This is a genomic window from Phascolarctobacterium succinatutens YIT 12067, from assembly GCF_000188175.1.
Lineage (GTDB): Bacteria > Bacillota > Negativicutes > Acidaminococcales > Acidaminococcaceae > Phascolarctobacterium_A > Phascolarctobacterium_A succinatutens.
In genome coordinates this window covers 16590-30385 of record NZ_GL830907.1, presented here as the reverse complement: position 1 = coordinate 30385, position 13796 = coordinate 16590, and the positions used below count along the sequence as shown (strand labels likewise).

Below are 13796 nucleotides of genomic sequence, written 5' to 3'. Positions count from 1 at the left end.
GGAGAATGCTGGAAAAGCTGGATTTGAGTAAAAAAGTGTCCAAGGAAGATTACAACAAGCAGATGGATGTGCTGGGTGAGCGCCTGGGAAAGGCGCAGCGCATGGCCCGCGACGCCAAAAGACCAATTATCATCGTGTTTGAGGGCTGGCGCGGTGCGCGCCGCAGTGCGCTGATTAACGAAATGATGCAGCAGATGGATGCCCGCGGCTTTAATGTATATTCCAGCGTGCGCCTGCGCGGCGTTCTGCAGGAGCAGCCGTTTTTCAGTGCCTTCTGGAAGCGTTTGCCGGCTTTGGGACATATTGCCGTTTATCACCGCAGCTGGTATTATCTGAAAAACGCCAACGAGATGGCGGATAAGGCAGAGGACGATTCCAAATATCCCGTAGTTTCCTTCGAGCATATCAACAACTTTGAAAAAATGCTCACGGACGATAATTATCTTGTGCTCAAATTTTTCCTGCATCTGTCACCGGAGCAGCAAAAGAAAAATATCGCCAAGAATGCCAAAACACTGGGCAAAGCGTGGCGTGATCTGAATCCTGCGATTGATGAAAGCGAAGATTACAATAAGTTTTTGCCGCATTACGAAAAAATGCTGGAGGCTACCGATACGGTAAACGCTCCCTGGCACCTGATTGCCGACGATGATCCGCGCAGCGCGCGTCTGGAGGTTTTTACTAAGATTGCCGATGCTATCGAAAAAGCTGTGCAGATGCCTGTCGAGCCTGCTGCCGACAAGCGCACCGCGGCAACCTACGATGTGCTGAGCACGATTGACGCCAACAAGGAGCTTACCAAGGAAGAATATAAGGAAAAGCTCGATAAGTACCAGAAAAAGCTGACACAGCTGCAGATTGAAATGTTCAAGGCGCAGATACCGGTAGTTATCGGCTTTGAGGGTTGGGACGCTGCCGGCAAGGGCGGTGCTATCCGCAGACTGACGGCGGCACTGGACCCGTTGGGCTTTCATGTGCACCCGATTGCGGCGCCGAACGTGGTTGAAAAGCAGTTCCATTATCAGTGGCGCTTCTGGACCAGACTGCCGCAGCCGGGCACTATAGCGATTTTTGACCGCACTTGGTACGGCCGTGTTATGGTAGAGCGTATCGAAGGCTTCGCCAAACCGCAGGAATGGCAGCGTGCCTACGATGAAATTAAGGATATGGAGGCGCAGTGGAGCGAGCACGGTATCGCCATCGCCAAATTCTGGCTGCAGATTGACAAGGATGAGCAGCTGCGACGCTTCAATGATCGTCAGAATGACCCCAACAAGCAGTGGAAAATTACGGACGAGGATTGGCGCAACCGTGATAAATGGGATGCTTACGAAGCAGCAGTCAACGAAATGCTGGTACGCACCGACACCTCCTATGCACCGTGGACCGTGGTTGAGGGAAACAACAAATATTATGTCCGCTTAAAGGTTTTGAAAACAGTTATCGATTTGTTTGAACGCAAATTGGCAGAAAAACAGCAGTAAAATACAAGAGATATCAGCGTAATTCTGCGCTGATATTTTCTTAATACATTATAGATACTCGGAGAGGAAATGCTTTGTCCTGGATAATCAAAAACTATATTAAAGAAACAAGAGAAAATGAAACCGGCGCGCAGGTGTATCCGCCGGGCTTACGTCATCCGGTAGCGTTTATTTACCCCAACGTCTACCATTTAGGCATGTCGAACCTGGGAATGCACATTTTGTATCAGATGATTAACGAGCGCGGTGACAGTGCCTGCGAACGCTTCTTTTTGCCGGATAAACGTTTGCAGCAGGAGCATATCAAAAGCAAAACACCGCTGCTGAGCCTGGAAAACCAGCGTCCGCTGGCAGATTTTGACGTTATCTTCGTCATGCTGTCCTTTGAAATGGATTATGATAATCTGCTGACGGTGCTCGATTTAGGCAATATCCGCCTGCGGGCGGCGGAGCGCAATCAGCGTGAGCCGCTGGTGATTATCGGCGGTCCCTGTGCTACCTTTAATCCCGAGCCGATGGCTGCTGTGGCTGACGCCTTTGTTATCGGCGAGGGTGAGGAAACGGTGCAGCACGTGTTGGATACCATCTACCGCGAGGAAAGCAAGCAAGAGCGTCTGGCGGCGCTGGCGCAGGTGCCGGGTGTTTATGTGCCCAGCCTGTATACGGCGCAGTACGATGATGAGGGCGAGTTTACCGCCCTGCTGCCGCAGGAAGGTGCGCCGGCGAAGGTAGCACGCCAGTGGGCGCGTGATATCGACGCTTATCCGCACACCTCTGCTATTGTGACGAGCGGAACGGAATTTGAGGATATGTTTATTGTCGAGGTGGCGCGTGGCTGCGGCCGTCACTGCCGCTTCTGCATGGCAGGCTATTGCTTCCGCAAGCCGCGTCCGCGTAAGCTGGAAAATATTTTGGCGGATATCGCCAAGCGTCCCGAGCGCACGAAAAAGGTGGGCCTGATGGGAGCTGCCGTTTCCGACCATCCGCAGATGGCGGAGCTGACGGAATACCTGGTAGAGCATAAGATACCGTTTTCCGTGGCCAGCATGCGTGCCGATATGCTCACGGAGCAGATTGCGCATGCGTTGGCGCAGAGCGGACAGCGCACGATGACCGTAGCGCCGGAGGCAGGCAGCGAGCGGATGCGCGCTGCGATTAACAAGGGCATTACGGAGGAGCATGTTTATAATTCTATCGAGCTGGCTGCTGCTGCCGGAATGCGCAACATCAAGCTGTATTATATGATCGGTCTGCCGGGAGAAAAGGACGAGGATATCGTTGAAACGGTGGAGATGATTAAACGCGTGCGTGCCAAAATGGACGCGGTGGGCAACAAGGGCGAGCTGGTTATTTCGGTCAACGGCTTTGTGCCTAAGCCCTTTACGCCGTACCAGTGGGCGCCGCTGTGCAATGTGCGCACGCTGAAGAAGCGCTTCAAGATTTTGAGCGACGGTCTGAAGAAGGAAAAGCGCATCAAGCTGATTACCGAATCGCTGAAGGAAACAGTGGTGCAGTCCGTGCTGGCGCGCGGCAGCAGACGTATCGGCGAAGCGCTGCTGAAGGCACATGTGGAAGGCCGTAGCCTGAAGCAGGTGCTGAAGGAGGAGGGCCTTGATGCCGAGGAGCTGGCGGAGCGCGAGCTGCAGCTCGGCCAGCCGCTGCCGTGGCAGCATCTGGACATGGGCGTGACGCAGGAATATCTTGCTGCCGAGCTGCAGCGCAGCGAGAGCGGCAAGTTTACGCCGATGTGCTTTGACGGCTGCCGTCGCTGCGGTGTCTGCCGGGAGTAAGGCGTAGGCAGTGAAATGACTGCTGCTGATAAAAAATTAAGCACCCCTACACTTTTTGCAGTAAAAGTGTGGGGATGCTTTTGCTTTTTTACGCTATAATGATGCTGAGAAACACAGCTTTTGCTGCTTCGGAAGCGGTAACAACCCTTCCGTCTGCTCGCCGGTGCTCGCAGCCACCTTCCCTTACGGGGGAGATATATTCGTTCCGCAATCAATGGAGGGATATACAAAAGAAATTATTTTTGGGCATGACCTTGGGAATGGCCTGCCTGCAAAAATTTATCCCTGAAATGCAAAAAACCTGCTCTTTTCAGAGCAGGTCAGCTTGTAAGAATTAAGCCATAGCGTTGATTCTCTTTGCAAGTCTGGATTTTTTGCGAGCTGCAGCATTCTTATGGATAATGCCTTTGCGAGCTGCTTTATCGAGCAAACCGGAAGCAGTAGCCATAGTAGCTTGAGCGTCTTCTTTAGCGCCGGTTTTAGTCAGAGCCTCTACTTTGCGGGAAGCATTACGGAGAGATGCTTTAATCGGAGCGTTTTTAGCACGACGTTCTGCGTCGGTCTTTACACTGCGGATGGAAGATTTAATGTTCGGCAACGAATTTCACCTCCTGAATTTTCTTGTACTGCATTATTCTACCACGAATGAGAGCATTATGCAAGAGAAAATCACAAATATGCCTGCCTGTTCCTGTAAAAAATATTTTGCGGACGCTTGACCTGGAGCTGACTCCAAATGCTAAAATATAAGCAGAAAGCAGGAAACAATCTTGGCAGGAGGTAAGCGGGATGAAAATAAACGAAGTAAGCAAAATGTATGATATTACAGCGGATACGCTGCGTTATTATGAGCGCATCGGCCTGATTCCGACTGTGAACCGCAACGAAAGCGGTATTCGCGACTACACCGAAACGGACTGCAACTGGGTAAACTTTGCCAAATGCATGCGCGCAGCAGGCATTTCGGTAGAAAGCCTGATTGAATATGTGGCACTGTTTCAGCAGGGCGACAAAACGCGGGCCGCACGCAAGGAAATTTTAATCGAGGAGCGTGCCAAGCTGCTCGAGCGCATGGAGCAGATGCAGGAAACGCTCGATAAGCTGAATTACAAAATCGATAATTATTACAAGTGCGTTGAATTTGAGGATAGCAAACTGAAATAAAACGCAGTACGAGGAGAGATGGCGCCGAGCTGTCTCTCTTTTTAGTTTACAGGCTTTGCCGTATAATGGTATAATAATTAGTACTAATAAAACAGGCTCAAGCCAATATTGGCCTGAAATAATACATTCTAATGAAGGAGCAGGAAGAGTAATTTATGATTGAACAAAATCACATTCGCAACTTTTCTATTATCGCCCATATAGATCATGGCAAGTCTACCCTGGCGGACAGATTGATTGAATATACAGGAACGCTGAGCAAGCGTGAGATGGAGGAGCAGATTCTCGATTCCATGGATTTGGAGCGTGAACGCGGCATCACCATCAAGGCGCAGGCTGTGCGCAGCATTTACAAGGCGCGCAACGGCGAGGAGTATATGCTGAACTTTATCGACACCCCGGGCCACGTAGACTTTACCTACGAGGTTTCGCGTGCATTGGCAGCGTGCGAGGGCGCACTGCTGGTTATTGACGCTACCCAGGGCATTGAAGCGCAGACTTTGGCTAACGTGTATCTGGCGCTGGATAACGATCTGGAGATTATCCCGGTTATCAATAAGATTGATTTGCCGAGTGCGGACCCGGAGCATGTTAAAAGGGAAATTGAGGACGTTATCGGTATTGATGCCTCCGACGCAGTTTTGTGCAGTGCCAAGACAGGCATTGGCATCGAGGACGTACTGGAAGCAATCGTAGCGCGCGTGCCGGCGCCGCAGGGCGATGCGGAAGCACCGCTGAAGGCCTTGGTATTTGACTCCAAATTTGACGCTTACAAGGGCGTAGTTTTATATATACGCATTATGCAGGGCCGTCTGCGCAAGGGCATGAAGATTCGCATGATGGCAACCGGTGCGGAATTTGATGTTACCGAGGTCGGTTACTTCAAACCCGGCCTTGTCAATGTTGATGAGCTGGAGGAGGGCCAGGTAGGCTTCTTTGCTGCCAGCATCAAAAATGTTAAGGATGCACGCGTAGGCGATACCGTAACCGATGCCGATAATCCTGCCGAAAAAGCGTTGCCCGGTTACCGCAAGGCTACACCGATGGTATACTGCGGTTTGTATCCGGTAGAGAATTCCGATTACGATAACCTGCGTGATGCTTTGGAAAAGCTGCAGCTGAACGATGCTTCTCTGGTATTTGAGCCGGAGACATCTACCGCGCTGGGCTTTGGCTTCCGCTGCGGCTTTTTGGGCCTGCTGCATATGGACGTTATCAAGGAGCGCCTGGAGCGCGAATATAATCTGAGCCTGATTACTACCGCACCGAACGTTATTTATGAGGTGTTCCGCACCAACGGTGACGTTGAAATGGTAGATAACCCGTCCCTCTTCCCGGACCCGACCGTTATCGACCATGTTGAGGAGCCTTTCGTTAATGCAACCATCATTGTGCCGAAGGATTACGTCGGCGCTGTTATGGAGCTGAGCCAGGAAAAACGCGGTGAATACGATAATATGACCTATCTTGATGATACCCGCGTAATGATTCACTACGCATTACCGCTGAGTGAGATTATCTTTGACTATTTTGACCGTCTGAAATCCGCTACCCGCGGTTATGCTTCTTTGGACTACGAGCTGTCCGGCTATCGCTATTCCGATTTGGTGAAGGTAGATATCCTGCTGAACGGCGAGCCTGTCGATGCGCTTTCCGCGATTGTGCATAAGGAATTTGCTACTGTTCGCGGCCGTCAGCTGGTTGAAAAGCTGCGCAGCCTGATTCCGCGTCAAATGTTTGAAATTCCGGTACAGGCAGCAATCGGCAACAAGGTTATTGCCCGCGAAAACGTCCGCGCTATGCGTAAGGACGTACTGGCGAAATGCTACGGCGGTGATATCAGCCGTAAGCGTAAGCTGTTGGAAAAACAGAAGGAAGGTAAAAAGCGCATGAAGCAGGTTGGCAGTGTAGAGCTGCCGCAGGAGGCATTCATGGCGATTCTGAAAATGGACTAAGGCTTAGCGCTTAGTCGATAGTGTCTGATAGATAGGAGCAATGCAATTATGATGATACAACTGCAAGGCTTGCTTTCGACAATCACATTTTTGGATGTTATAGATATTGTCGTCGTTGCCTATTTTCTTTACCGTTTGTTCCTGATGCTGAAAAACACCCGTGCCGCAACATTGGGTAAGGGGCTTATGGTGCTGATAGGCTTCACGCTTATCTGCCGTTGGCTGAACCTGCATGTTATCAGCTGGCTGCTGGAAAAGAGCATGACGGTGATTATGGTCGCCCTGCCTGTTGTCTTTCAGCCGGAGCTGCGACGTGCTTTGGAGCAAATCGGCCGCGGCAAGCTGTTTCATAAGGGCAGCGAGCTGGACGAGCAGGAGCTGGAGGAAATGCTGGATTCCGTTGCTCATGCCACTAAGGTGATGAGCAAAAACAAGGTAGGTGCGCTGATGGTCTTTGAGCGTGCTACCGGTTTGGCAGAGCGTATCGAAACCGGTGTGCCGATTGACGGTCTGGTGAGCTCGGGACTGCTGCAGAACATTTTTGTTAAGGATACACCGCTACATGACGGCGCTGTCGTTATCCGCGGCAACCGCGTTGTTGCTGCCTGCTGCTTGCTGCCGCTTACGGAAAACCGTAATCTGAGCCAGGAGCTTGGTACCCGCCATCGTGCCGCTATCGGTATGTCCGAGCAGTCCGATGCGATGATTCTTGTTGTCAGCGAGGAAACCGGTACGATTTCCATTGCCCGCAACGGCGAGCTGATGCGTTATCTGACGGTGGATGATGTGAAGGAAATTTTGCGCACGGCAATTTTCCGTTCGCATGCAGCAGTTAAGAATTCTTTGGTTGATAAAATCAAGAGCTTGTGGGGCGGTGAGAAAAAATGAGATTTTTGCAAAGGCTGGCGCGTAAGGAAAACCTGTTGGCAAGGATTATCTGCCTGCTCATGGCCTGCGGCCTGTGGGTATATGTAATGACCGACCAGAACCCGATAATCGAGCGCAATATCGAGGTGCGCCTGCAGCAGAGAAATCTGCCGCAAAATATGATGGTCTTTAATGCTCCCGATAAAATTCTGGTAAAGGTGCGCGGTTCGCGTGCCAAGCTGAGTTCCGATAATCTGAGTGCCGAAATCAATGCTTCTATCAATTTAAAAAATATAACCGAAGGTCAGCAGAGCCTGCCGATTACGGTAACCTACTCCGGCGGCGAGATTGTATCCGTAACGCCTAAGGAGGTTTCCGTATATGTGGATACGGTAAGCGAGAAAAAGGTTCCCGTTACTACGCGTATCGTTGGCGCGGTGAACGGTGATATGACCATCGGCAGCAGTATAATTACTCCAGCGGAGGTTACTTTGCGTGGTGCAACACATCGTATTGACAAGGTAAACCGTGTGGTTGCTCCGATAGATATCAGCAACCATAGCGGCAGCTTCCAGACGGAAAGCGAGCTGGTTGCCGTGAGTGACGACGGTTACGATATTCCTAATATGAGAATTATCCCTGAGCGCGTTATGGTGCAGGCCAATATGGTAAGCCAGATGCATTCGCTTGATATTCCGGTTAAGCTGGTTATGAGCGGTGATTTGCCTGCCGGTATTATTGTTACCAAAACAGAGATTGTGCCGACAAGCGTTCGCGTTACCGCACCGCCTTCCGTGCTGAAGGAGCTGAAGGATGTCAAAACTAAGCCCTTGGATGTAAGCAAGCTCAATGGCAGTACTGTTGTTGCAGCTGAGCTTGATTTGCCGGAAAAGGTTATTCCAGAAAGACGTACGGTGCAGATTAAAATATCGGTAGAAAGGCAGAACTGATTTATAGATGAAGCTGAAAATAAATAATGTGCGTATCAGCCTGCGACAGGAGCAGACGCTGGAGCAGGCGGTGTGCCGCAAATGCGGTATACCGCGCGAGGCTTTGGGCAGTGTGAGGATAGTACGCAAGGCAGTGGATGCGCGCAAGAAAAATGATATCTGCCTCAACTACCATGTGCTGGCAGAGGTTGAAACAGGCGGCAGACAGGCGAAGCGTCTGCTGGCGGACCGTGATATTACACAATATCAGGAGCAGCAGCAGCCGACGCTGGAGCTTGGCACACTGCCGCTGAGCGCACCGCCTGTGGTTATCGGTGCCGGTCCTGCGGGACTTTTGGCGGCACTGCAGCTGGCGGAGCATGGCTACAAGCCGCTGCTTTTGGAGCGCGGCAAGCCGGTGGCGCAGCGCGTGCAGGATGTGCAGCGCTTTTGGCAGACGGGAGAATTTAACCCCGCGTCCAACGTTCAGTTTGGCGAGGGCGGTGCAGGCACCTTTTCGGACGGCAAGCTGACTACACGTGTGAATGATCCTATGATGGCTGAAATCCTGCAACTGTTTGTAGATGCAGGCGCGCCGGAAAATATTTTGTACGAGCACAAGCCGCACGTAGGCACGGATAAGCTGCGTGCGATGGTGCAGGGGCTCAGCCGCCGCATTGCGGAGCTGGGCGGCAGCGTGCGCTATGATGCGCATGTTGTTGATCTGGATATTAAAAATAATGCTGTGCAGGGGGTAATCCTCGACGGCGGCGAAAGACTGGCGGCAGGAGCCGTGGTACTGGCCTGCGGTCACAGCGCGCGCGATACCTACGCTATGCTGGCACGTAGGGGCGTAGGCATTGTGGCGAAGCCCTTTGCTATCGGTGTGCGCATCGAGCATCCGCAGGAGCTGATTGACAGGGCGCAGTACGGCAGCTTTGCCGGACATCATCTGCTGGGCGCAGCGGATTACGCGCTTGTTTACCATACTCAGGATAAAACACGCACAGCCTATTCTTTCTGCATGTGCCCTGGCGGTCAGGTAGTTGCCGCTGCTTCGGAGGCCGGTGGCGTGGTTGTCAACGGCATGAGCATGTTTAAGCGTGACAGCGGCATTGCCAACAGCGCGTTGGTGGTGAATGTGGACAGCAGGGATTTCGGTGATGGTGCGCTGGCAGGTGTAGAATTCCAGCGCCGCTATGAGCAGCTTGCTTATGCGGCGGCAGGCAGCAGCTATTATGCGCCTGCGCAAGATCTGGACAGCTTTTTGAAGCGCAGCACTCCGTCACTGGAATGTCTGGTGCAGCCAAGCTATCGTCCGGGACTGACGGCCTGCAGCTTAGACAAGGTGCTGCCTGCTTACGTTACGGATACTCTGCGCGAGGGCATTACGAGCTTCGGACGCAAGCTGGCTGGTTACGCCGACGGCGGCGCGTTGCTGACGGGTGTGGAAACACGCACCTCGGCGCCGGTTCGCATCGAGCGCGACAGACAGAGCTATGTATCGCTGACGCATGATTTGCTTTATCCCTGCGGCGAAGGCGCAGGCTATGCCGGCGGCATTATGAGCGCCGCGCTTGACGGCTATCATGTAGCGCGCGCGATTATGGAACGATTTGCGCCGGTGAAGTAGGATAATAAAATACGAAAAATACGGTGATAAAGCCTCTCCTAGGGGAGAGGTGGCATCGCGTAGCGATGACGGAGAGGGGCGCGCTCAACATAACGCTGTTAGTAAGCATAGCGAGTACCAACCCCTCTCAGTCACCCTGTGGGTGACAGCTCCCCCAAGGGGAGCCTATCAATTTGATTTTTTAGCTCAACAATTCCCAACTCACATATAAACGAATTAACATTAGGGAGGTTATTACAAAAAATGGCAAGATTATTTGGTACTGATGGTGTTCGCGGTGTAGCGAACGTAGAGCTTACTCCGGAGCTGGCCTTTAAGCTGGGCTATGCTGCCGCAAAATACTTTGGCCGCGAGGTTTCCTGCCCGAAAATTATTATCGGCAGAGATACACGCCGCAGCGGACAAATGCTGGAAAGCGCTTTGGCAGCAGGTATCTGCAGCGCCGGCGGCAATGCACATCTTCTGGGCGTTATGCCTACTCCGGCAATTTCTTTCCTGACCAGTGAGGTTAAGGCTAACGCCGGTGTAGTAATTTCTGCTTCTCACAATCCGTTTGAAGATAACGGTATCAAATTCTTCTCTCAGACAGGCCACAAGCTGCCTGATGCAGTAGAGGACGAAATTGCAGCTATCGTTGCTGCACCGATTGATTACACTCAGGCAGTAAGCGGCAGCAGCGTCGGCCAGATTATTCATGAAAAGGATTTGTCTGCGCTGTATATTAAGCACATTCTGAGCACTGCTTATGCTAAGCTGAACGGTCTGAAGATTGTTATGGACTGCTCCAACGGTGCCAACAGCGAAATCGCACCGGTTATCCTGCGCAGCCTCGGTGCTGAGGTTGTGGCAATTTTCAACGAGCCTAACGGCATCAACATCAACAACGGCTGCGGCTCCACTCATCTGGAGGCTTTGCAGAAGAAGGTTGTCGAGGTTGGCGCTCATGTGGGTATCGCCAATGACGGCGACGCCGACCGCTGCCTGGTAGTTGACGAAAACGGCGAGGCTATGGACGGCGACCAAATTATGCTGATTTGCGCTCTGGAGCTGATGAAGCGCAACAAGCTGCATGACAATATGCTGGTAACCACTGTTATGAGTAACGTCGGCCTGCATCAGGCTATGAAGGCTCATGGTGGCAAGACTGTCAAAACCGCGGTAGGTGACCGCTATGTACTGGAAGAAATGCTCAAGCATAATTATTCTATCGGCGGCGAGCAATCCGGTCATATCATTTTCTCCGAATTCGCTAAAACTGGTGATGGCATTCTGACTGCTGTACAGCTGTTGTGCGCAATGGTTCGCAACAACAAGCCTTTGTCCGAGATGGGCGCCGTAATGACTAAATTCCCGCAGATTCTGCTGAATGTACGCGTGAAGAATAAAAACGGCTGGGAAGAAAAGGCTGCTATTCAGGAAGTAATCAAAAAATATCAGGAGGAGCTGGGCGAAAACGGTCAGATTCTGGTACGTGCTTCCGGCACCGAACCTTTAATCCGTATTATGGCCGAAGGACCGAAGCAGGAGCGTCTGGAACAGATTGCCAACGCTATTGCCGACGTTGTAACCAAGGAGCTGGCATAAGCAGGCCTTTGCTAAAATATTTTTAAAGTAAAACTAGACTTTTACCGTATTTGCAGTTGGTAAAGGTCTAGTTTTTTATCTGGCATTTCTTTTTTGGTATAAAAAATTCAAGGAATGTTTTCTTGACCTGTCAGTCATCATATTGTAAAATTAAATTAGTCTGAGGATGTGCCGCGTGGGACTGCCTGCCTGCGCGGCTCATTGTCTGTTTGCTCATAAATCAGCAGAGCCTTGTCTTTGCTGCTAAAAGCAGACAGTGAAGGATGTAAGCGCATGTACCGCTTAGGCGGTGGACGAGGAATGAGGTTATCGATCAGTCAGCGGATGCCTCACGGCCGGCTGCAGGCCGCAAACCGTGTACAAAGTCCTCCGGTAACGGGGGAGAGAAAAGCACGGTGGCAGAAAGGGCAAAGAATATAATACAGGCTCGCAAGGGAGAAGGTATCAGATACGAGAAAACCTGACGAAGCAGATGATGCCTTATACCTTGCAGCGTAGAGGAGGATTACTACTTATGTGCGGAATTGTAGGTTATATCGGTAATCACGAAGCAGCCCCCTTTTTGCTTGACGGTATGAGCAAGCTAGAGTATCGCGGTTATGATTCTGCCGGCATTGCTGTTTATGAAAACAACAGCATCCGTGTAGAAAAATGTGTAGGCCGTCTTGACGCACTGCGTCAGAAATTAGCGGATAATATGCCTGTGGGCAATGTAGGCATCGGTCACACACGCTGGGCAACACATGGCCGTCCGTCGGATCGCAACGCGCATCCGCATACGGACAGCAGCGGTAAGTTTGTCGTTGTCCATAACGGTATTATTGAAAACTATCTTGGCTTGAAGGAAGAACTGATTGCCAAGGGACATGAATTCCTGTCCGAAACAGACAGTGAGGTTGTAGCTCATCTGATGGCGGACCAATATGACGGAGATTTCGAAGAAACCGTCAAAAAGGTGCTGAAGCTCATCAAGGGTTCCTACAGCTTGGTGTTTATGTGCGAATACGAGCCTGATAAAATCATCTGCACCAAAAAGGATAATCCGCTGATTATCGGCCTGGGTGAGGGTGAAAACTTTATCGCTTCCGATATTCCGGCAATTATCAACCATACGCGCCGTACCTTTATCATGAGCGACGGCGAAATCGCTACGGTAACGGCAGACGGTGTATGGGTGCAGGATATCAACGGAACTCCCATCAGCAAGAAGGTGTTTGTCGTTAACTGGAATGCCGAAGCAGCGGAAAAGGGCGGCTTTGAGCATTTCATGCTGAAGGAAATTTATGAACAGCCCAAGGCTTTGCGCGATACCATGACCAGTCGTCTGGATGCGGCAGCAAAAACCATCGGCTTCCCCGAGCTGAACTGGACAGCCGAGGAGCTGCGGGAAATCAATAAAATCTTTATTGTGGCCTGCGGTACCGCTTACCATGCAGGCATTGTCGGCAAATATTATCTGGAGCAGCTGGCACGTGTGCCGGTTGAGGTGGATATTGCCAGCGAGTTCCGTTACCGCGATCCGCTTGTTGATGGCAACAGCCTGACGATTGTTATCAGCCAGAGCGGTGAAACAAGTGATACACTGGCAGCGCTGCGCGAGGCTAAGCGTCTTGGTTCCCGCACTCTGGCAGTTACAAATGTTGTCGGCAGCTCTATTGCGCGCGAGGCAGACCAGGTTGTTTATACATATGCCGGTCCGGAAATTGCCGTAGCATCTACCAAGGCTTACACTACACAGCTTCTGGCAATGCTGATGCTGGCGATTTATGTAGGCCGTCTGCGCGGCAGCATGAGTGCCGAGCGTGAGCAGGAGCTGGTGCGGGGCCTGACCTTTGTACCCGAGCAGATTCATAAAATGCTTGAAAACGTGGACCAGATTAAGGTGTTTGCGCGTGAATACGGCAGCAGTGAGGATGCCTTCTTCCTGGGACGCAGCCTTGATTATGCCGTAGCGCTTGAAGGTGCGCTGAAGCTGAAGGAAATTTCCTACATTCATGCGGAGGCTTATGCAGCAGGCGAGCTGAAGCACGGCACCTTGGCTTTGATTGTTTCCGGTGTACCGGTAATCGTGCTGGCAACGCAGATGGATGTATATGATAAAACCGTCAGCAACCTGCAGGAGGTTAAGGCGCGCGAGGCTGTGGTTATTGCTATCGGCTTTGAGGGCGACACCTCTCTGGAAAAATATGCGGATCACGTTATCTACATCCCGCGTACGGACAAATATCTGGCACCGCTGATGGCAGTGCTGCCCTTGCAGCTTCTGGCCTACTATGCGGCGCTGACTCGTGGCTGTGATGTTGATAAACCGCGTAATCTCGCAAAGAGTGTAACAGTTGAATAAAAAATAAATTAACGGCGTAACGGATGTAAAAATCTGTTGCGCCGTT

10 protein-coding genes are annotated in these 13796 nt (G+C 51.5%); 9 read left to right on the top strand and 1 reads right to left on the bottom strand.

All coding sequences use genetic code 11. The annotated features are described in order from the left end of the window. Positions 1-5 precede the first annotated feature (5 nt). Positions 6-1484 carry a polyphosphate:AMP phosphotransferase gene (gene pap, locus HMPREF9443_RS07050; protein ID WP_009145881.1) on the top strand — a complete coding sequence of 493 codons (1479 nt, stop codon included), beginning with the start codon at positions 6-8 and terminating at the stop codon, positions 1482-1484. A 74-nt stretch (positions 1485-1558) separates the two neighbouring features. Beyond that, positions 1559-3274, top strand: coding sequence for a B12-binding domain-containing radical SAM protein (locus tag HMPREF9443_RS07045; RefSeq protein WP_009145880.1), 1716 nt, complete (start codon positions 1559-1561; stop codon positions 3272-3274). Positions 3275-3608: 334 nt separating this feature from the next. Here HMPREF9443_RS07045 and rpsT read toward each other — a convergent pair whose 3' ends face one another. Then, the gene (rpsT, locus tag HMPREF9443_RS07040; RefSeq protein WP_009145878.1) at positions 3609-3872 is read right to left on the bottom strand and encodes a 30S ribosomal protein S20; all 264 of its coding nucleotides are present in this window, start codon (positions 3870-3872) and stop codon (positions 3609-3611) included. A gap of 191 nt (positions 3873-4063) precedes the next feature. Here rpsT and HMPREF9443_RS07035 point away from each other — a divergent pair, with 191 nt between their 5' ends. From HMPREF9443_RS07035 to glmS, 7 genes are all read left to right on the top strand, one after another. Then, the gene (locus HMPREF9443_RS07035) at positions 4064-4438 is read left to right on the top strand and encodes a MerR family transcriptional regulator (RefSeq protein WP_009145877.1); all 375 of its coding nucleotides are present in this window, start codon (positions 4064-4066) and stop codon (positions 4436-4438) included. Between the two features lie 155 nt (positions 4439-4593). Then, on the top strand, positions 4594-6393 hold the full coding sequence (lepA, locus tag HMPREF9443_RS07030; protein ID WP_009145876.1) for a translation elongation factor 4: 1800 nt from the start codon (positions 4594-4596) through the stop codon (positions 6391-6393). A 48-nt stretch (positions 6394-6441) separates the two neighbouring features. Continuing rightward, entirely contained in the window at positions 6442-7281 is an 840-nt protein-coding gene (gene cdaA / locus HMPREF9443_RS07025) for a diadenylate cyclase CdaA (protein ID WP_009145875.1), read from the top strand. Next, positions 7278-8210, top strand: a complete 933-nt coding sequence (locus HMPREF9443_RS07020) for a CdaR family protein (RefSeq protein ID WP_009145874.1) — start codon at positions 7278-7280, stop codon at positions 8208-8210. The genes cdaA and HMPREF9443_RS07020 overlap by 4 nt, the downstream gene beginning before the upstream one ends. A 7-nt stretch (positions 8211-8217) precedes the next feature. Beyond that, positions 8218-9822 carry an NAD(P)/FAD-dependent oxidoreductase gene (locus HMPREF9443_RS07015; protein WP_009145873.1) on the top strand — a complete coding sequence of 535 codons (1605 nt, stop codon included), beginning with the start codon at positions 8218-8220 and terminating at the stop codon, positions 9820-9822. Positions 9823-10065: 243 nt separating this feature from the next. After that, positions 10066-11406, top strand: a complete 1341-nt coding sequence (glmM, locus tag HMPREF9443_RS07010) for a phosphoglucosamine mutase (RefSeq protein ID WP_009145872.1) — start codon at positions 10066-10068, stop codon at positions 11404-11406. Between the two features lie 514 nt (positions 11407-11920). After that, a complete protein-coding gene (glmS, locus tag HMPREF9443_RS07005; RefSeq protein ID WP_040565233.1) occupies positions 11921-13750 on the top strand; it encodes a glutamine--fructose-6-phosphate transaminase (isomerizing) in 1830 nt (609 codons plus the stop codon). Positions 13751-13796 lie beyond the last annotated feature (46 nt).

Coding starts and splice junctions, on each gene's coding strand:
- lepA (WP_009145876.1), top strand. CDS start 4,594: ATGATTGAACAAAATCACATTCGCAACTTTTCTATTATCGCCCATATA.
- HMPREF9443_RS07020 (WP_009145874.1), top strand. CDS start 7,278: ATGAGATTTTTGCAAAGGCTGGCGCGTAAGGAAAACCTGTTGGCAAGG.
- HMPREF9443_RS07035 (WP_009145877.1), top strand. CDS start 4,064: ATGAAAATAAACGAAGTAAGCAAAATGTATGATATTACAGCGGATACG.
- cdaA (WP_009145875.1), top strand. CDS start 6,442: ATGATGATACAACTGCAAGGCTTGCTTTCGACAATCACATTTTTGGAT.
- HMPREF9443_RS07015 (WP_009145873.1), top strand. CDS start 8,218: ATGAAGCTGAAAATAAATAATGTGCGTATCAGCCTGCGACAGGAGCAG.
- pap (WP_009145881.1), top strand. CDS start 6: ATGCTGGAAAAGCTGGATTTGAGTAAAAAAGTGTCCAAGGAAGATTAC.
- glmM (WP_009145872.1), top strand. CDS start 10,066: ATGGCAAGATTATTTGGTACTGATGGTGTTCGCGGTGTAGCGAACGTA.
- glmS (WP_040565233.1), top strand. CDS start 11,921: ATGTGCGGAATTGTAGGTTATATCGGTAATCACGAAGCAGCCCCCTTT.